The 18514-nt window shown below is 41.5% G+C and carries 16 protein-coding genes; 7 read left to right on the top strand and 9 right to left on the bottom strand.

Going from position 1 to position 18514, the window contains the following annotated elements:
• Positions 1–50: 50 nt before the first annotated feature.
• The 4 genes from EHS13_RS02990 to EHS13_RS02975 all read right to left on the bottom strand — a co-directional run bounded on the left by EHS13_RS02990 (position 51) and on the right by EHS13_RS02975 (position 5914).
• The gene (locus EHS13_RS02990; RefSeq protein WP_155698935.1) at positions 51–2702 is read right to left on the bottom strand and encodes a DUF7402 domain-containing protein; all 2652 of its coding nucleotides are present in this window, start codon (positions 2700–2702) and stop codon (positions 51–53) included.
• A gap of 59 nt (positions 2703–2761) precedes the next feature.
• Positions 2762–3625, bottom strand: a complete 864-nt coding sequence (locus EHS13_RS02985; RefSeq protein ID WP_227013770.1) for a carbohydrate ABC transporter permease — start codon at positions 3623–3625, stop codon at positions 2762–2764.
• The gene (locus EHS13_RS02980; RefSeq protein ID WP_155698934.1) at positions 3612–4484 is read right to left on the bottom strand and encodes a carbohydrate ABC transporter permease; all 873 of its coding nucleotides are present in this window, start codon (positions 4482–4484) and stop codon (positions 3612–3614) included. The genes EHS13_RS02985 and EHS13_RS02980 overlap by 14 nt, the downstream gene beginning before the upstream one ends.
• Positions 4485–4555: 71 nt before the next feature.
• Positions 4556–5914: an ABC transporter substrate-binding protein gene (locus tag EHS13_RS02975; RefSeq protein WP_155698933.1), complete on the bottom strand. Its 1359-nt coding sequence runs from the start codon at positions 5912–5914 to the stop codon at positions 4556–4558.
• Between the two features lie 288 nt (positions 5915–6202).
• Here EHS13_RS02975 and EHS13_RS02970 point away from each other — a divergent pair, with 288 nt between their 5' ends.
• Entirely contained in the window at positions 6203–7987 is a 1785-nt protein-coding gene (locus EHS13_RS02970; protein ID WP_227013769.1) for a sensor histidine kinase, read from the top strand.
• On the top strand, positions 7980–9572 hold the full coding sequence (locus EHS13_RS02965; RefSeq protein ID WP_155698932.1) for a response regulator transcription factor: 1593 nt from the start codon (positions 7980–7982) through the stop codon (positions 9570–9572). Before EHS13_RS02970 ends, EHS13_RS02965 begins: the two co-directional genes overlap by 8 nt.
• A 24-nt stretch (positions 9573–9596) precedes the next feature.
• Here EHS13_RS02965 and EHS13_RS02960 read toward each other — a convergent pair whose 3' ends face one another.
• From EHS13_RS02960 to EHS13_RS02950, 3 genes are all read right to left on the bottom strand, one after another.
• Complete coding sequence (locus EHS13_RS02960) at positions 9597–9728, bottom strand: DUF4023 domain-containing protein (protein ID WP_155698931.1); 132 nt, start codon at positions 9726–9728, stop codon at positions 9597–9599.
• A 69-nt stretch (positions 9729–9797) separates the two neighbouring features.
• Positions 9798–10787: a rod shape-determining protein gene (gene mreB, locus EHS13_RS02955; RefSeq protein ID WP_155698930.1), complete on the bottom strand. Its 990-nt coding sequence runs from the start codon at positions 10785–10787 to the stop codon at positions 9798–9800.
• A 153-nt stretch (positions 10788–10940) separates the two neighbouring features.
• Positions 10941–11924: an aldo/keto reductase gene (locus EHS13_RS02950; protein WP_155698929.1), complete on the bottom strand. Its 984-nt coding sequence runs from the start codon at positions 11922–11924 to the stop codon at positions 10941–10943.
• 133 nt (positions 11925–12057) lie between these two features.
• Here EHS13_RS02950 and EHS13_RS02945 point away from each other — a divergent pair, with 133 nt between their 5' ends.
• From EHS13_RS02945 to EHS13_RS02935, 3 genes are all read left to right on the top strand, one after another.
• Positions 12058–12933 (top strand): aldo/keto reductase, encoded by an 876-nt coding sequence (locus tag EHS13_RS02945; protein ID WP_155698928.1) that lies wholly within the window; start codon positions 12058–12060, stop codon positions 12931–12933.
• Positions 12934–13022: 89 nt separating this feature from the next.
• Positions 13023–13955 (top strand): DUF2920 family protein, encoded by a 933-nt coding sequence (locus tag EHS13_RS02940; protein WP_155698927.1) that lies wholly within the window; start codon positions 13023–13025, stop codon positions 13953–13955.
• Positions 13956–13995: 40 nt separating this feature from the next.
• Positions 13996–14622 (top strand): TraX family protein, encoded by a 627-nt coding sequence (locus EHS13_RS02935; RefSeq protein WP_155698926.1) that lies wholly within the window; start codon positions 13996–13998, stop codon positions 14620–14622.
• A 72-nt stretch (positions 14623–14694) separates the two neighbouring features.
• On the opposite strand, the gene EHS13_RS02930 is transcribed toward EHS13_RS02935, so the two are convergent.
• Together EHS13_RS02930 and EHS13_RS02925 are read right to left on the bottom strand one after the other, a co-directional pair.
• Complete coding sequence (locus tag EHS13_RS02930; RefSeq protein ID WP_155698925.1) at positions 14695–15540, bottom strand: hypothetical protein; 846 nt, start codon at positions 15538–15540, stop codon at positions 14695–14697.
• 44 nt (positions 15541–15584) lie between these two features.
• The gene (locus EHS13_RS02925; protein ID WP_155698924.1) at positions 15585–16553 is read right to left on the bottom strand and encodes a helix-turn-helix transcriptional regulator; all 969 of its coding nucleotides are present in this window, start codon (positions 16551–16553) and stop codon (positions 15585–15587) included.
• 108 nt (positions 16554–16661) lie between these two features.
• Between EHS13_RS02925 and EHS13_RS02920 the strand changes: the two genes are divergently transcribed.
• Entirely contained in the window at positions 16662–17594 is a 933-nt protein-coding gene (locus tag EHS13_RS02920; RefSeq protein ID WP_155698923.1) for a Gfo/Idh/MocA family protein, read from the top strand.
• A 270-nt stretch (positions 17595–17864) separates the two neighbouring features.
• Positions 17865–18497 (top strand): hypothetical protein, encoded by a 633-nt coding sequence (locus tag EHS13_RS02915; RefSeq protein ID WP_155698922.1) that lies wholly within the window; start codon positions 17865–17867, stop codon positions 18495–18497.
• The last annotated feature ends 17 nt before the right edge of the window (positions 18498–18514 follow it).

The raw sequence follows: 18514 nt of genomic DNA, 5'->3' as shown, positions 1-18514 counted from the left end.
ATGAAACAGGCGGTCACATCCATGATGCGACCGCCTGATCTTATGACTCCTTAATTCATCAAACCTTGAATGTCAGATTGCGAGAGCTCGCTGTTAAACAGCTTTACTTCGTCAATCAAACCGTCAAACCAATTGATTGAGGTATATCCGAAGCTGCCGGCAGCATTTGATCCGATATAGTAACGGTCACCGCCAGTCCACATCGTTGTCACGCTTTGTGGTGTTCCCTCAGACAGTCCATTAACATACAGCTTCATCTGCCCGCCGTTTTTGATTGTGAGCGCAACATGATACCATGTACCCACTGATAAGGTCGTAGTTCCCGTGATCAATTTTGTTCCACCTGCCTGCTCAGCAACAAAACCTTCCAATTTGCCGCTGCTATTAATTCGAATTTGATGGGACCACTCTTGTGTCGGACCAGCGGATGATGTTCTTGTGAGCACACTCCGGTTCGAAACGTCGTCAGGCTTAATCCATGCAGATATCGTTGTTTCGGTCGGATCGAAAGCATCCGGAATACTCACATAGTCATTTGTGCCGTCGAAATTGAGCGCATTTGCGTTATGCCCTGCTAGCCAAGCAGCACCTGAAACGGTCCCTGTTTTGGTAAACCCAGAGGAATCGCTCGCCGAAGTGCCGCTGGATTCATTAAAAGCCCAATAACCGATCGGAGGAGCCGTTGGCGGGAAAGGGAAGTTATATACTTCGAACTCGGACAAACCGATATTCTCCACACCGCTCTTCACTGAATTAACTGTAAACTTGACCCACGTCACACTCTTATTCGGAAATGTAAGAATCGTGCCTGCTCTTCCATCGTTTTGCAGCTTGCCTACATTGACGCTTGTCCCGTCACTGAACGTCAATGTACCTGACAGCACTTGGTCCTTCGTATTCGGTCGATCATAAAGCACGATTTTGTTAACCGTCTGAGCCGATCCCCAAGTCAGCTGACTCCAGGCTCCAGCTCCTTGGCCGTTGCTCGCCCATTCGTTCGCCGAATTGGAAGGATAACCAACAGCGCTGCCATCAACTACAGCGGCTGCCGTATATCCGGTGTACGTTGTGCTTGACGAGGCAGCCGCATTCCAGGCGAGATTTGCCCCTTCGTTATACGTTTGCTCCCGTGACACATTAATTGAGTCGATCTTCACTCCCGCTCCATCGTCCCCCGTATCCTGAAAAATTTCAAACGTATTGGAGCCGTTGTTTAAATAGTAAATCTCACTGAAATCCGCCCAATCCTGGCTCGTCTTGTAGTTGTCCTTGGCCTGTGACAATTTGTAGATTTGCTTTACTTTCTTACCATTCACTTTGACGCTGAGCATTTGGCCATTGTTCGTGTTTGCGTACCGTAAACGAACGATATGATAACCCGTTCCGTTGACGTTGTTGACAGTAAACGTTATCTTGTCACCGACGGTATCGAAGCCCTGAACAAATCCAGTCCCCTCATACCCGCGATGTGTCGTTGCTGTATTGACTCCACTCAATGTTGCGCTCTCTGCCTGATAAGCATCGACAGTTCCCGTTGATAAATAAACAGGTGTGTACAAATAGCCGTAGCTCCATATATTCCCGTTAAATCCACCAGAGAACGCCATCCACATCTTCTTGCCATCACTGCTCGTATATTTGTTAGGCAGCAGGAAGTTGGCGGCTGTCATTCCCCATAGGCCGTAATTCAGATTCTTGGTCCATGGTCCCCACGGGTATTGGGACGTGTAGAACTGAAACCGGGCTTTCCCAGTTTCAATAGTTGTATCTGGAAAATAATCCGAATAGGCTGTCATCACATATCGTTTAAGTCCATAGTTATACACGATGTTATTGTTGTGGCTGTTGCTCAAATCCGTCAGGATCGGTACAGATTGGTCGATAACCGTCGTCCAGTTCGTACCGACCATCCCATCGCCGCCCTTATAATACTCGATATCATTCTTGTTCAGATTCGCGATTGCACTGCGCGCAATCCGCGCCAGATACACCTTATCCCCATCTACTCCCCTCCACGGATTCATATCGCCTGTTGCGGATGTATCATAGGAAATCAGATACACATAATTATTCGCATTATCTGCCGTGGGAACACTTCCACCTTTGCCATATTGAATAAAGGACGGCCATCCCCATTTGTTGTCCGTACTGGGAAACATACTATTGCCAATATTAAAAGGAGGATTCTGATTAGATTGACCCAGATGATTGACCCAGTTTACCCCACCATCAGTCGATTTCAGAATGCTTGGGTAATAGAAGATACTTTGCGTATAATCGCTCCCCTGGCCCCGTTGAACCGAATATAGCGTCCCCCCTATGTCGAGAATTGAGCTGCTATAAGCCTGCGGCATCGAGCTGCCCAAGCTTCCGGGATTCAAATCTCTGCCGATGAAATCCTTGGTGGAGACACCAGGATTTCCATCCAGCTTGTTGATCCCATGATTAACAAAGCTCCCGCCTTCAAATCCGTTCCCGTCATCGTGAAGTGTATACACTTCATCGTTATTAGCCCAAGTACTCGAATAGGTATCCCCTTCAGACGGGCCAATAATATCGTCGTAATCAAAAATATCGCCAAGGGCGACAGCCGTAATATCCACACCTCCCGATTCGGCAGCCTCGGTCGTTTTCACTTGCGAGTAGGAGCTTACCAATAAAGACAGCATTGCAATAACAATCAGCTTTTTTAACCTCTTCATTTTGAACTATCTCCTCTACAATATAGATGTGATTTTTACACAATTGCCTTTTTCTCCTGTCATCCTTTTACTGCCCCTGCTGCCAGACCGGAAACCACTTGCTCCTGCAAAATGACATACACAATAATACTCGGAATTATAATAATAATTGTCGCTGCAAACATGATGCCATAATCACTGCCAAACTGGCTTTTAAAATAATACAACGCCAGAGGCAGCGTTCTGCTCTTATTGCCTGAGGTTAAGGTTAAAGCAAACTGAAATTCATTCCAGCACAATAGAAACTGCAGCACAGCAGCTGTACTGAATCCCGGCTTTGACAGAGGCAGAATAATGCGCGTAAATGTTTTCAAAAAACTGGCTCCGTCGAGATAAGCAGATTCCTCCAATTCCTTAGGGATAGTTAAAAAATAACTGTACATGATGTAAAGTGACGTTGGTAAACCGAATCCGGCATAGACAAGCATTAAGCCATAAAGCTGGTCATACAACCCCAAATGTTTAACCGTCAGATAAAGTGGCTGCAAGAGTGCCGCTCCTGGGATCAGCAATGATAAAGACAAGACGGAAATGATCAGCTTCTTCCCCTTGAATTGAAATCTTGCCAAGACATAAGCCGCCATACCGAGAATGATCAGGTTCAACAAGGTGCCAAGAATAGCAACAATCGTACTATTTAGGTAGAATTGAGCGATAGGAGCAATTTTGAAGGCTGAAACATAGTTAGAAAACTTAAAATGCTGTGGAAATCCGATCGAAGAGGTCATAATCTCAGCATTTGATTTGAAGGAAGAGAGCAATACCCATAGAAATGGTCCGATAGAAAGTAAAAGGATGATGATTAGGAAAATATATTTCAGAAGAGACAGTGCTAGCTTAGAAGTCTTCAATTCGATCGATTTCTCCCCCTTAAGCATTTGCATCACCAATTTTAAACAGCTTCTGGATACTTAGTATAAAGACCATCCCAAGCCCGATCAAAAAAATACTAACTGTATTGGCGTAACCAAAATTGTTCTCGATCAATGCCGTTTTATATATATACACAGGCAGATTCATAGTTTCATTTCCCGGGCCGCCACCAGTAGTCATCATAATAATATCCAGCCGCTGAACCATGTTAATCCCAGCCAGCATAACGCAGGTCCCAATAATATTCCTCAGCATGGGAATAACGATATAAATGTTTATCTGGAAATCGCTGGCCCCGTCGATTTTTGCCGATTCGAATACACTCTTTGAAATAGCCGCAATTTCAGCCAAAATCAGGATGGTTACTACTGCTGCATAAGGGAGCCACGTCATGGTTATCGAGAAAAAGGCTGTAGAATAATCCATAAACCAATTTTGCGAGAAATCCTTACTTCCTACTGATCTAACAATCGAGTTCACAACGCCGAATTGCGGGTTTAAGATGCAGAGAAACAGCATACCTACCGCAGCTCCAGAAATTATGTTGGGTATCATAAAAACGGTTCTCGCAAATTTCCAATAAAATTCTTTCTTAACCAGGATTAAAGCAAATACGACACCAATAATGACATGAACCGTTGATTGCAGAAAAATCCAAAAAACGGTATTTACCAAGCTCTTGGTGAAATCCGCATCATGGGCGAACATTTTAATATAGTTGTCTATGCCGTTAAATGCCGCTTTAGTGCCCAGACTCCAATCTGTGAAGGAAGAGCTTACGAGAATAACAAGCGAGACCGCGTAGACCAATAGAAATAAAAGGATTGCAGGCAAGAGGAAAAGGGCTATATTCAATCTATTTTTAGTCACTATTATCGTCCCCTTTCTTATTATTCTAAATAACAATTCCCCCCGATCTGGAGGGAATAGTCTAATTGATCCTATTTGTTCTTAGCTGCAACCTCACTCAGTTTCTTAGCCACTTCTTCCGCAGTCTTTTTGTTGAAAATCAATTCAGGGTAGACCGCCTTCCAAGTATCCGTAACATTTGCATAGTTGAGTGTATCGAAGTCAGCATATTTATATTTGGTATTTAAGCCAAGCTTGATGGTTTCAGCGAATAGCGGGTTCTTCTGATTAAACTCATCTGAAACTTGAATATTATTAGTCAGCGGCACTACGCTGGTAAGCTCCAGATTAACCTGCTGGGCGAATGCACCCGTCAAGAACTTGAGGAATTTAATCGCTGCATCCTTATGCTCTTTATCTTTGGAAGCCAGCATATAGCCAACCTCATAGGAGGAAAACATGCCATTTCCTGGGTAAGCGGCTACGCTGATCTTTTTATCGAAATCGGGTGAGGACTTGGTTGGATCTTTAATATCTGTAATCATCCATGGGCCGTTTGGAATAATAGCTGTTTTGCCTTGCAGAAAATTATTAGTCGCATTGGCATAACCTGCACCTAACGCATCCTTGGTGGTATACTTCTCAAGCCCTGTCTTAATCAGCTTAAGCGCTTTAATGAATTCAGGGGTTTCAAAGTTCTTAGGGAATTTGGTGTTCATGAACGCATTTCCGGCATCACCATCCGTACCCACGATAGAGCCCAGTAAGAGGTTGGTAGTCCAAGCATTCTCACCCGTCATTAGAGATAATGGGTCGAAGCCCGCTGCCTTGATTTTATCAAGATTGGCAAAGAATTCATCCCAGGTTTCAGCTGGTTTAATTCCCGCCTTAGCAAAAATTTCCTTATTATAGAAATAACCGATCAACAGCTGTCCGGCTGCAATTGACCAGACCTGCCCATCCCGCGAATTAGCTTTAAGAGCCCCGTCGCCAATTTCAGCTTTCCACTTGGGATCTGCATCCAGATATTCATTTAAAGGCGTTGCCATATTGCCTTTTATCGTTAAATCATTAATCCCGTTTTTGCCTTCAATAATATCAGGAAGATCATTAGAAGCCGCAAGAACCTTCAGCTTGTCGATATAAGCAATATTGTCTGGCACTTCTTCAATAACAACTGTAACTTCATTACCGAATTGTTTGTTGAATTCCGCGATTATTTTCTTCTCAGCCGCGGCAGAAACCTGGGTGCCTACTCTATATGTCATATACTTGATTTTTACCGGATCCTTTTTGGGTCCATCGGTTGAGGTATTTGCAGAACCATTGCTGTCTGTTGAGCTGCCCGCAGTATCTGTGGTCACAGTCTTGCTGCCGCATGCTGTTAATAATACGCTTACAATTAAAGCAAGAACCAGATATAAGCTGCCTCTGAGATACGGTTTCTTCATTACGAAAAATTCCCCTTAGTGTTGCAAATTTTGTTTAACCATTTACTATAGCGCTATAGATGTTATTGTATAGGTATCCGCTGAAAAAGTTAATGTAATATATGTACTAGTTCTTGCAATATCTTGATTCGAATAATTAAAAACGCGATTCAACTCAAATAATCGATGAGATTGTTGTAATATATTTACCTTTATATGATTTTCTTGACGTATCCGGCTGCAATAAAGGATATTAAGCTTCTCTCAGTCGAATTACTAACGAACTAGCTGTTTCTGGAGGATGTCACTTTGCCCAAATTTCGAATGACCCTACGACGTAAAATAATAATTGCAAGCGTCCTCATTGTATTATTACCGTTATCCTTTGCCGGTTTTTATTTCTATTCGAGCTTATCCTCTATACTGACAAACAACGCTTATGATAATTTAAAGCAGTCTATCCAACAAACTACAGACACTATTGAAAGCTCCTTCAATAGTATTGATAACACATCACTGCATTTCCTCTCTAATAAATCGATTCGTTCCTGGATATCTGGAGATACCTTTCTCGAAGAAGACTATTATAATCTGTTCCTGGATAAAAGCGCGATGGCAGAGGAGTTAAATTACAGCATGATGTTTAATACGGCCTGGGAAGAGAAATTAATTACCACCGCCTATATTTTCTTGAATGAATCGACTTATATTTCATCCTCAAGGTCCATGCAGAATGTGCAAATCGTCGAAGAAAACAATATCAATATTTTTAAAGAGCTAGCAAGGACGAATACACGAGGAATAGCCATTATCCCGCCTACTCTGGTGGATAAGACGATTTATTTCACAAGAACCCTATCGAGCGTAAGCAGTCCAACCCAGCACCTGGTCATCCAAATTGGTACTGACGAAAGCGAAGTGTCCAATAAATATCAAAGCGTCATTGAACTCCCAGGTTCTATAGCTTATATTATCGATAATCGCGGAGTGATTTACTCAAGCTCAGATAAACACATGCTGGGGAAAACCGTTGAGAATTCTATCTTGCAATTAAAGAGCGGTTCAAATGTATCAGAAGCGACACTGAACAACCAGGTGTATTTTGTAGTATCGAAGGAAATAAGTGACAGCGGCTTGACCTTTTTCGCCGGCATACCCAAGAATCAGGTTTTAGCAAAGCTGTCGACCAGCATACGGGAATATCTGTTAATAACACTGTTTATTGTTTTCATTCTCCTCATAACGAGCATTTTGCTCTCCTTGCGATTTACGCGGTTTATTAAGGACTTATTAAAAAGCATTAATAAAGTTAAACTTGGTAACTATGACGTGAGAATGCCAGAATATAAGGACATGGAGCTTATTCTGCTCAGCAATACCTTCAATAGTATGGCAAGAGAGATAAAATATTTAATTAATCAGGTTTACGAAAAACAGCTTTTGGTGAAGGAATCGGAATTTAAATTTCTGCAATCACAAATGAATCCGCACTTTTTGTTTAATACGCTTGTTACCATAGGTTATAAGGCACGGCTGTCGCAGGATGAAACGGTATTCCACATGGTTACTTCCTTAACCGAATTGCTGCAGGCAAGCATTTATTCAAACAGCAAGGACAGAATTACAGTCCGCCAAGAAATGGAGTATATCCAGTTTTATTTATATCTGCAAAAAATTCGCTTTGAAGATAAATTGGACTATCGTATCCATATTTCAAATGATGCTATTCTCGATTACTATTTGCCTAAGCTGTCTGTTGAACCCATAGTGGAAAATGCACTGATTCATGGTCTGGAAAGTAAATTAGGAAAAGGCACTGTTATCATCCATATTAGAGAGGATCTCAATTCCTTATATTTTGAAATTATAGACGATGGCCTTGGGTTTAACACTTCCGAGATTCAGCTGGATGATACCGAAAGTGCAGTTAAGCGCAAAAAAGGACATAACAATATTGGCTTGAGCAATACACACAAAAGGATTAAATTAATGTATGGCGAGCAGTACGGGCTAACGCTCACAAGTGAATTAAACAAGGGCTCCCGCATAATTGTTCATATCCCCATTGATAAGGGAGAGGCAGCAGATGTATAACGTGATGATAGTGGATGATGAGTCTGTGATTAAGAAGGGCCTGCTTAATTTTATTAACTGGGAGAGCTTGGGCTGTAAGGTTATCTGTGATGCATCAAACGGGTTTGAGGCATTGGAGCATTTAACTACGCACTCCATCGATATTATCATTACCGATATTAAGATGCCGGGTATGGATGGGATCGAGCTAGCCAAAAACGTGTATGAACGATTTCCCCATATCAGAATAATTATTCTAACGGCATACGCCGATTTTTCATACGCCCAGTCTGCTATCAAGTATAATGTAGTCGATTTTGTCATTAAAACCAACCCAACCGAAAAAATCCCTGCAGCTGTAAGCAAGGCTAAAGAATTGATCATTCAGCAGCAAAAAATCGAAAAAACGATTCATGATAACTTGTCCGAAATTCGCGAAAAGGTGATTGGAGACATCCTAAATGGAATCCTCATCACCCCCGAGATTATCAAGAATAAACTTGAAGAAACAGGTGTGCAGCCACAAAATTATTATATTGTTGCCTTTGAAATTAATCAGCTCTTGGAAAATGGTCCCTCCGCTACTTCTCAGAATCAGCATGAATTTTTATTGTCGATCAAGAGCTTCTTATCCCTGGCCTTCATTGACTATGACCATTTCAGCTTTACGATGCAAAAAAATCTGTTTATCGTTTTAGTTTCTTTTACTTCAGATAATCCGGCGGTTTGTTTACCGTCCTTATTGTTAGCATGCAACGAAGTGCTTGATATGGTAGTTAGTTTTATGAATTTCAAGGTTAGTATTGGAATCAGCACCATGCAGAAATCAGCATTGGAACTTTCCCAAGCATACAAAGAAGCCCGCGCTGCGCTCTTAGGCAGCTTCTATAACGATAACAGCATCTCCATTTACACAGCAAATGCCTTAACACAGACTAACCAAGTATCGATAAATTATCATCTTTACGCGGATGAGATTGTAAGCCATTTGCAGCATGGAAATCCGGATAAAGCCATCTCACTCCTGCTAAAGCTTTTTGAAGAATATAAATTAAAACAAATGCCTATTAATCATGTAATCGTTTACAGTATGCTGCTCTGTTCACAATGCTTTAGGTTATTGTCCAATTATAAGCTTGTTCTGCCGTTTGATCTGGAAAGCGAAGCGGTTGTTTACAGACAAATACAGGATAGTAAATCCATACAGAGCATTTCTAATATTCTGGAGAATATCGTGAACTCAACCTCAAAGCTGATTACCGCTAATAGAAAACAGTATAATTATCTAGTCATGGAAGTAAATAAGTACATCGAGGAAAATTACAATAATGAGATAAATTTGATGTCAATCGCCAATTATGTCCATGTAAACAGCAGCTATCTAAGCAGGTTATATAAAAAAGAAACAGGCGAAACAGTAATTGACACGCTTAATAAATATAAAATAGAGATTGCCAAAAAGCTTTTAAAGGACCCTTCCAAGAAAATATTTGAAGTAGCAGCCGATGTAGGAATAGGAGACCCGGCCTATTTCACTCACGTATTCATTAAATACACTGGAATAAGTCCAAAGGAGTTCAAAGCAATTCATATAAAGCCCCTTTAATTCAAGGGGCTTATCTTTTCCAAGCTATTTATTGGTACTGTGTTTTTTATTCGGGAGCTTCTCGGAATTATTCCCTTGACCCTGATGCTGCTTATTTTTTTCAGCCTTCTCCTGTGTATCCTCAAGCTTCTTCAGATAATCACTTGTATTCTCCATGGTTTCAACCTCCTTAATTATTAAGCTAAGTTAGTATAACCGTAATTATCTTAAACCACTCCGAGGAAATCAGGATGCATTGTAGCTGAGCATTTTGCCTGTTCCCATTACAATACATTCCATCGGGTTCTCCGCTAGATGAACAGGGACGCCTGTTTCTTTTTGCAAGCGACGATCTAGTCCATTCAGAAGCGCTCCGCCACCACATAGGAGAATACCCCGTTCCATGATATCGCCTGCCAGCTCGGGAGGGCATTGCTCCATAGCCTGCCGAATGCTATCTACAATTAATATAAAGAAATTATCGAGAATATCATCTATCTCGTTTGAGGATATGGAGATGGTTTTTGGTAGTCCCTCGACAAGGTCACGACCTCTGATGTCCATATGCAATACTTTATCTGGTTTCATTGCTGTAGTCGCATTCTTCTTAATATCTTCAGCCGTTCGTTCTCCAATGATCAATTGATAGGTTTTTTTAACGTATTCTATAATATCCTGATCGATGGACAAACCACCGAAAGGGACATGTTTACTAAACACAATTCCACCTAGAGATATTAAGGCAACCTGGCTTGTCCCGCCACCAATATCAAGCACCATGCTTCCTACGGGTTCATCCACAGGCAACCCCGCTCCCATAGCTGCAGCAAGCGGTTCTTCAATAGTCACTGACTTTCTAGAGCCATTCACAATCATTTCCTCAACCGCGCGTTTTTGGACATTAGTAATCCCACAGGGGACAGAGATAATCACACGAGAGCTGCGAAACCAATGGTTTCTGCCATTCACTTTATTAATAAAATATTTAAGCATCGCGGTAGTCATATCAAAATTAGCAATAACTCCATCTTTTAATGGATAAATGACTTGTAAATTCTGGGGGGTACGTCCAATCATTGCATAAGCTTCACTACCGATAGCTTCGATCCTTCCAGTGTCGGTTTGGATCGCGACTACAGATGGCTCTTCCAAAACAATCCCTTTACCCTCTTGATAAATCAACGTATTACAGGTTCCAAGATCCACACCGAATAGTTGTTCAAATCTTCTTAGCATAACTACACTCCTCTCACGGACATTTTATTAGGCTAATCAACAAATTTCGCAGGGCATCCTTATAATATTCGGATAAGTATGTATTTTTTAGGGGGTAGACACAGAAAAAAACTCGATCCCAGGAGATCGAGTTTTCCAATTGCGAGTATTTAATCAGCTAATGCCACCTAAAACGGGATGCGGGATGTAGGGTTCTTCAAGGCTTGAAATCTCTTCAGGAGTCAGCTTAATGGCAAGTGCAGCTACGGCATCATCGAGATGATGCATCTTAGTCGCTCCGATAATCGGTGCTGCCACAGGTGCCTTTTGCAGAACCCAGGCTAGAGCTACCTGTGCACGTGGAACATCGCGCTTAGCTGCAACCTCGGCTACTCGTTCGACGACCTTGCGATCAGCTTCTTCTGTAAGTGAATAAAGCTTTTTAGCGAATTCATCCGATTCTGAGCGTGCTGTAGCTTCCGCCCATTCGCGTGTAAGCCTCCCTCTAGCTAATGGGCTCCAAGGAATCAAGCCAATCCCCTCCGCTTGACATAGGGGAAGCATCTCACGCTCTTCCTCACGATACAGCAGATTCAAGTAATTCTGCATCGATACAAACCGTGTCCATCCATGCTGTTCCGCTACATGCAGGGCTTTAAGAAACTGCCAAGCATACATAGAAGAAGCGCCAATATATCTGGCCTTACCCGCCTTCACCACATCATGCAAAGCTTCCATAGTCTCTTCAATAGGTGTGTAAGGGTCCCAACGATGAATCTGGTATAAATCCACATAATCCGTACCTAATCTTTGAAGGCTCTGATCTATTTCAGTCATGATTGCTTTGCGCGAGAGTCCGGCACCATTAGGTCCAGGTCTCATTCGGCCATGAACCTTGGTAGCAATAACCACCTCGTCCCGTTTAGCATAATCTTTTAGAGCACGACCCACGATCTCTTCACTAGAGCCATTCGAATAAACATTCGCCGTATCAAAAAAGTTAATCCCCAGCTCAAGTGCTCTTTTTATAAAAGTGCGGCTCAGTTCTTCGTTCAGCACCCATTGGTGCCCGCCACGTTCAGCCAGCCCATAACTCATGCAGCCTAGACAAAGACGAGATACATCCATTCCTGTTTGACCTAATTTTATATAGTCCATCTCATAACCTACTTTCCAGTACCGGAATAGCTTACCCTATTATTTTACTTAAGTATCCAGTGTTGTTCAACTTTTAGCGGTTTTTTGCTATATCTGTTGCATTTGGTATACTTCAGCAAAGGAGGTTTTAAACATGTCTAATCAGAATGATGTTTCAGCTTCAGCTTCAGGCACTTTCGCACTTGGTGGAGATTTACCTGTCACTCGTTTAGGTTATGGTGCCATGCAATTAACAGGACCCGGTGTTTGGGGAGATCCCCGAGATCCCGAGGAAGCCGTACGTGTTCTCCGCCGGGCAGTGAAGCTGGGAGTGAATTTTATCGACACGGCTGACTCCTATGGGCCATTTACTGCCGACCTTCTCATAAAGAAAGCACTTCACCCTTATGCGGATGATGTTGTCATTGCCACGAAAGCCGGCCTTTCTCGCTCCGGTCCTAACGATTGGCGACCTCTTGGACGGCCCGAATATTTGCGACAACAATGCGAGCTCAATCTGCGCCATCTTGGTTTAGAGCGCATCGACCTCTTTCAGCTGCATCGCATTGACCCTAAGGTTCCGCTTGCTGAACAGCTTGGCGAGCTTGTACTCCTGCAAAAAGAAGGCAAGATTCGATATATCGGGGTAAGCGAAGTGACGGTTGAAGAATTAAAGGCCGCCAATGAAATTACCAAGATCACATCTGTACAGAATTTATATAATCTGGCTCGCAGAGATGCAGAACCTGTTCTCAATTACGCGGAGGCCCATAATATCGCGTTTATTCCATGGTTCCCGTTAGCTACTGGAGCTTTGGCCAAAGAAGGCGGTCCATTGGATACGCTGGCGAAACAGCATGGAGCAAAACCTTCACAGCTGGCTCTTGCTTGGTTATTGAAGCGCTCATCTGTTATGCTGCCTATTCCAGGAACTTCTGCGGTTTCGCACGTGGAGGAGAACATTGCTGCAGCAGGAATCACATTAAGTGATGAAGAATTTGCGGTATTGTCTAATGCAATTGCTGGTTGATTGATTAGTTTGATAGTTAAGGTAAATACAAATATACGCAAGTTTAAAAGGATAGTCAGAGCGCTTTAAAATTTGGAAGGGGTGGAGAATTGGCAAAAGAATATGATTTCATGGCAGCAGGACACCCCAACATATACACGGGTGATTCTCGAGAGTTTAAAATCTACTTTTCGGAACCCGAAGCAGGAGTAAATGAGAATACGGGAATACTACTCTTAATAGCTGGATATGGTGGACATGCCGAATCAAATGTCTATAAGAAAATGCGGCGAGAATTTGCGGATCAATACAATTTAGTTTGTGTGCAATGCGATTATTTCGGGTATGAGTTTATGCAGCTTGAATTTTTAGAAGAAACAACCAATAGTTTTAACGATATGTCAGTAATGCAAGCATTGGACAATCTAACAGCTTTGCTAATGGTAGTAGCAATATTGAAAGATAACAATTTGACGTTTAACACCAAAAAAATAATTGCATACGGACACTCACACGGCGCGTATCTATGTCACCTTTGCAACGTCTATGCACCCGAACTATTTAGTTTTTTAATAGATAATTCAGCATATCTATATCCAGCATATTTGTTAGATACTCATGCAAGGTATTTAAATGTTAACAACAAAGAGGGAAAAGCGGAGGACATAGAATTTCATTACATTGTAAAAAGGAAATCGCTAAAAATGAAAAGAGAGCTTATTGATCTCAATATGCTGTATAAAAATTTTGAGAACAAATGCCCTATAGTTACATTTCAATGGGTAAATGACCATATCGTAGATGCTACAGAAAAAGGAATCTTCTGTGAATCTATTAAAAAATGTTCGCTTGTAAGAGTGGATGTACCAGACGGTGTAATAATTAAGTCGGATCGACACGGCGATGCTGATTTTATAAAGTTATTCGAATTTATGATGTCTCAAAGGAAATTTGATGTAGGGCATTCGCTTTCTTTGCCAGATGTAAAGATAGGTAAATTCAGCATTGACTACGGCAGAGATTTACCCGTTTTTAAAAAATAGTATACGGATATGCGATGCCAGGGATGAAAGGGGGAAGTGAATGCAATTTGTTGCTATGCTCACTATGTTATCGGATCACATGGGAATTATATTTTTTAAAAATGAATTGATATGGAGGATAATAGGGAGGTTAGCTTTTCCGATCTATGCATATTGCATAGTTGTGGGCTATAAGCATACAAGGGATTTGAAGAAGTACATGTTAAGGCTTTTGTTAATAGCGGCAATATCGCAGCTTCCCTTTATGTTAGCCCTGGGTATAATGGGTTTTAATGCCGTTGCAACGCTGCTAGTGTGTATAGTCACTTTATACTTGCTGGATAAGTGGAAATGGCTTGTAATACCTGTCATTACTGGTTTAGCCGTCATGCTGGAAGTGTTGAACTTCGATTATGGTCTATACGGTTTGATTTTGGTTCTAATATTCAGATACACAAAGGGCGGCTACATGGTGCTTAGTCACTTGTTACTTAACATCATCTTTGTTTTTTATAAAGGATGGGTAACAGAGTTTTTCAGTATCATAGCAACATTATTTATTGTCTATGCACCTTGGTTATACAAGGCAGCTGATAACATACAAATTCCTAGATGGTTATGGAGAAGTTTTTACCCAGCTCATTTAACGGTATTAGGTGTTATTTTTTTAATTATAAGAGAATCGTAATTTTCAAGAGAGAAGGGGTGTAATAAACCTCCAAAACCATAATGGTCTGGAGGTTTATTTTGCTTACTTCACCTAAAAATTTATAATAAAGCGTTTGGCGTTTGCCTCATTTACCTTTTTCATGCTTCGAACTGCAATTTTATCATTTAATTCCAGCCCTAACGTTTTCCACATCGGGTCATTCGTAATATCCACACCATATACATGAGCTTCTGTATCGGTTTCCTGTTTGCCAGTTATTAACTGACTCGCAGTGTATTGAGCACCCAGCTCCGTTTTCCATTCATCCATACTAACTAATGTATTTTGTGCCAGCATGGTTTGGAAGGTGGTTTTATCAAGGATATACACATCTGGACGTTCGGTAGCCAGCACCACAAAGCTTTTCTGTACAAAAGCAGGATCCATTGAATTGGAGGATTCCCCTGGCAAATAATTAACAATCGCTTTAACGCGCTTCCAATCCGGATATTTAGTCAATATGGCTTTTTGCAAATCCTCATCTTTTCCACCATAGTAATCTCCATACATCATAATTTCAAGCGCTGGCTTAGGCAAGTTAGCCTGTTTGATGCTGTTGATTACAATGTTGCCTACCACGGACAATATTCCAATACCCACAACAATTGCAATGACCTTCCAACGATGATGGAGCCAGAATAGCTCCCTTTTCTCCGAACGCTCTTTCTTGCGGATATTGGTTCCAAACTTGGCGTCATTGTATTTATTAATCTCACCTTGCCGCTTGGCATCCTTAATGGTTTTGTATGCTTTAATCATCTTTTCTGACTCAGTTACATCTTCTTCCGAGGTTTTTCCACGGTTTCTTCTTACAAAAAAATCAAATCGCTTCTCTAATTCTTCTATACTGCTATCTTCTGTCAGATCCATAATTTCATAGGCTTCTTTTAAATCCATTATCGCACCCTCTTCTCTATTACCATCATAATACAAACATAGCTTCATAAACAAATTTTTGTGTACAAATCCTGAATCCGATTGATCTGGGATTTAGCATATTGCCTAAGTATCTCTGGCTCTATTATTTCAGCCTGCCCGATAATATCCATAATACCAAGGCATGCTGCTTCATAGCTATACATATTTATCGTTACCTGCAGCTGCGTTTCCTCCTGAATAGACTGAATAACCTCCACTCGCTGCAACACTTCCGCATTATCCTTACTCAGTTTGATTATCACAGGGTAATATTCATCCTCTTTACACACTTGTTTGAATAATGTGTCTTGTAAATTCCAATGGTTCTCTAATGAAAAGTCTGGCGGAATCTCGAAATCCCCTTCTATCAGTTCAGCTTTAACGATTCTCGCACAGTTAAATGTTCGAATCTCTTGAGCTGCCTCGCAATAAGCAATAAGATACCAATCTGCCTTCTTAACTACTAGACCATATGGATGCAGCCTGCGCATGGAGGAATCGCCATTAACCTTACTATATTGAATCAATAGCTTCTGCGTCCTCCAAACGGCTATTCTCAAAGCTTCAAGACAGGGTATCACAATACGTTCTGTCCACCACGGGGTATCATCATAATAAAAACGTCGCTTGGCTTTTTGGATATCTGACTGATAAGAGTCTGGCAATGTTTTCTCTAATTTCAGCAGCGCATTTTTGAGCTGCATGCCGGACTCAGTCTGATCACCCGTATAGATGCCCATTCCCGTAAGGTACAGATTCACAACATCTTCCCCATTAAGTTGCTTCAGATTAACTGTATATCCCTCCATAAGGTAGACTCCGCCACTCGGCCCAGTGGTAGTAACAATCGGAATTCCTGCTTCAGCCAGAATATCAATGTCTCGATAAATCGAACGCGTCGAAGTTTCCAATGCGAACGCGAGATCCTTAGCTTTCATCCGTCCTCTTGATTCAATCAATATTAATATCGCTATTAAACGATGCAATCTCATATTTAGGCCCCCATTTAGCCACTTTATTAACGCTAGTTTTATTATGGACATACAGTTGTCAACAATACAAGCTTATCATTAGAACTAAAACGAAGGAGCTGCTGCAAAATGAATATCGGAATTATAGGAACAGGGTTTGGATCGTATCATGCTGAACTATTACGTAAGATGGATCACGTGGATAGAGTGGTGATTTTCGGAAGGAACGAAACGAAGCTTCAAACACTGAAGGCAGACCTTGGGATTGAGGTGACCAATAGCATCGACGATATTCTTTTGGATCCCGAAATCACTGTTGTTGATATTTGTTTGCCTTCTCATTTGCATAGCCAATATGCGATTGAGGCACTTAAGAATGGTAAACACGTATTCTGTGAAACGCCTGTTTGTCTGGAGCTTGAAGATGCACTTGCCATGAAGCAAGCAGAAGAACAATCTGGCAAAAGAGTGCTGGTCAACCAGTTTATTAAATTTGAACCGAGCTATACTTATCTTCAAGAAACCATACAAAACCAGAAATATGGCAAGCTCCTCTCTCTCACTTTAAAAAGAGAAACCTCCCCTATGTGGGGCGATCTGGGCTTAAACACGATCACAACAAATCTTATGATTCATGAATTGGATTTTCTAACTTGGCTGTTTGGAGCGACTAATCTGAGTAATGTTTGGGGTGCAGAAGCGGAGGATAAAAAGCAGGCGCATGTTAGAGCAAGCTATCAGCATCATGGAACATTTGCAGAAATTATCGTTTCTTCCCGAATGCCAGCTGCCTTCCCATTTACGGTTAGTTTTGAAGCTTACTTTGAGCAGGCTAAGCTTGTATTTCATGAAAGTGATGCACGTGACCCGATCCAAACAGCTTTATATGAATATACTTCATCGGGACAGCAGATGCTTGCCTTGAATAGTGTAAATCCTTATGAAAAGAGCTTGGAGCATGCAGTTCAATGTTTTCATAACAACTCTGAATCATTAATTTCACTAGACTACGCCATTGCTTCATTAAAGCTGGCGATTGAGCTTAGGGAACGGCTGTATTAGATGCTATAATACGTTTATAGTTAGAGTCGGAGGTTGTTAATTTGCACATTGGAATAGATCTAGATAACACCATTCTTGATGCCACTTCACCACATTTACACTATTATAATGTAGCGTCTGGGCTATCATTAACTAATGACGATGTTAATGACTAAAGCAGGACAAGCTCTGACAATAAAAGATAGACGTATTTTAATGACAGTAAATTCGTTCCTTCGCATCCAATCTTATTTCATGATATGATTGTGTTATTCAAGGAGGTTTGTATCTATGTCTGATAATGAAATTAAAGAATTAAACCAAGCGCAGCCAGGCCCTAATCCAGAAGAAACCGAATTAATTACAAATGTGTTCAATCTTATTCAAGGAATTTTGAAAGAGCAGTTCCCAGAGCATACAGTGGCTGGTCAGGTTGGCCAGCATCAGCAGCACGGCCCTATGTTGGCATTCACGTTAGAAGAAGATGAAAAAACATATACCTGTGGCTTTTTCCTCGCGGAATTGGTACATCAGTTTCAGTCCAAACCACATGCACCGATGTGGCTCTCCTCTTTCTTCGTCGATTTGCTAGATAGTCCGGAAAGCAAGCCTTTGCCTAATCCCCCTCAAACGGAAGACGATGCCAAGGAAATTTTCGACAAATACATCATCCCGCATTGTGCTCAATCGGTACGAGAAGAATTCGACCCTGAGCCTGTGCTGGTAGATCTTGGACTTAATCAAGATCACGGCCCTGTACTTGAAGCGAGCTTCGTCAGCATTATTGACGGCAATAACACTTGCGCTATTCCGCTTCATTATTTGCTCACCTTGCATTTAATGAACCGTGATCCTGCTGATCCGATCATCCAAGCCTTATATCAAATTAAGGACTCACATGCGGCAGAGGCAGCAACTGAATAATGAGCATGGATAGAGTT

The organism is Paenibacillus psychroresistens (genome assembly GCF_009728935.1).
In the GTDB taxonomy this organism is placed as follows: Bacteria; Bacillota; Bacilli; order Paenibacillales; family NBRC-103111; genus Paenibacillus_AC; species Paenibacillus_AC psychroresistens.
Note: the sequence above shows the minus strand (reverse complement) of the source record. Positions and strands in the feature narration are given on the sequence as shown.

Excerpts from the sequence above, each read along its gene's own strand:
- EHS13_RS02950 (WP_155698929.1), bottom strand. The coding sequence starts at position 11,924 with ATGGACTATATAAAATTAGGTCAAACAGGAATGGATGTATCTCGTCTT.
- EHS13_RS02965 (WP_155698932.1), top strand. The coding sequence starts at position 7,980 with ATGTATAACGTGATGATAGTGGATGATGAGTCTGTGATTAAGAAGGGC.
- EHS13_RS02960 (WP_155698931.1), bottom strand. The coding sequence starts at position 9,728 with ATGGAGAATACAAGTGATTATCTGAAGAAGCTTGAGGATACACAGGAG.
- EHS13_RS02935 (WP_155698926.1), top strand. The coding sequence starts at position 13,996 with ATGCAATTTGTTGCTATGCTCACTATGTTATCGGATCACATGGGAATT.
- EHS13_RS02915 (WP_155698922.1), top strand. The coding sequence starts at position 17,865 with ATGTCTGATAATGAAATTAAAGAATTAAACCAAGCGCAGCCAGGCCCT.
- EHS13_RS02975 (WP_155698933.1), bottom strand. The coding sequence starts at position 5,914 with ATGAAGAAACCGTATCTCAGAGGCAGCTTATATCTGGTTCTTGCTTTA.
- EHS13_RS02990 (WP_155698935.1), bottom strand. The coding sequence starts at position 2,702 with ATGAAGAGGTTAAAAAAGCTGATTGTTATTGCAATGCTGTCTTTATTG.
- mreB (WP_155698930.1), bottom strand. The coding sequence starts at position 10,787 with ATGCTAAGAAGATTTGAACAACTATTCGGTGTGGATCTTGGAACCTGT.
- EHS13_RS02945 (WP_155698928.1), top strand. The coding sequence starts at position 12,058 with ATGTCTAATCAGAATGATGTTTCAGCTTCAGCTTCAGGCACTTTCGCA.
- EHS13_RS02920 (WP_155698923.1), top strand. The coding sequence starts at position 16,662 with ATGAATATCGGAATTATAGGAACAGGGTTTGGATCGTATCATGCTGAA.
- EHS13_RS02930 (WP_155698925.1), bottom strand. The coding sequence starts at position 15,540 with ATGGATTTAAAAGAAGCCTATGAAATTATGGATCTGACAGAAGATAGC.
- EHS13_RS02925 (WP_155698924.1), bottom strand. The coding sequence starts at position 16,553 with ATGAGATTGCATCGTTTAATAGCGATATTAATATTGATTGAATCAAGA.
- EHS13_RS02985 (WP_227013770.1), bottom strand. The coding sequence starts at position 3,625 with ATGCAAATGCTTAAGGGGGAGAAATCGATCGAATTGAAGACTTCTAAG.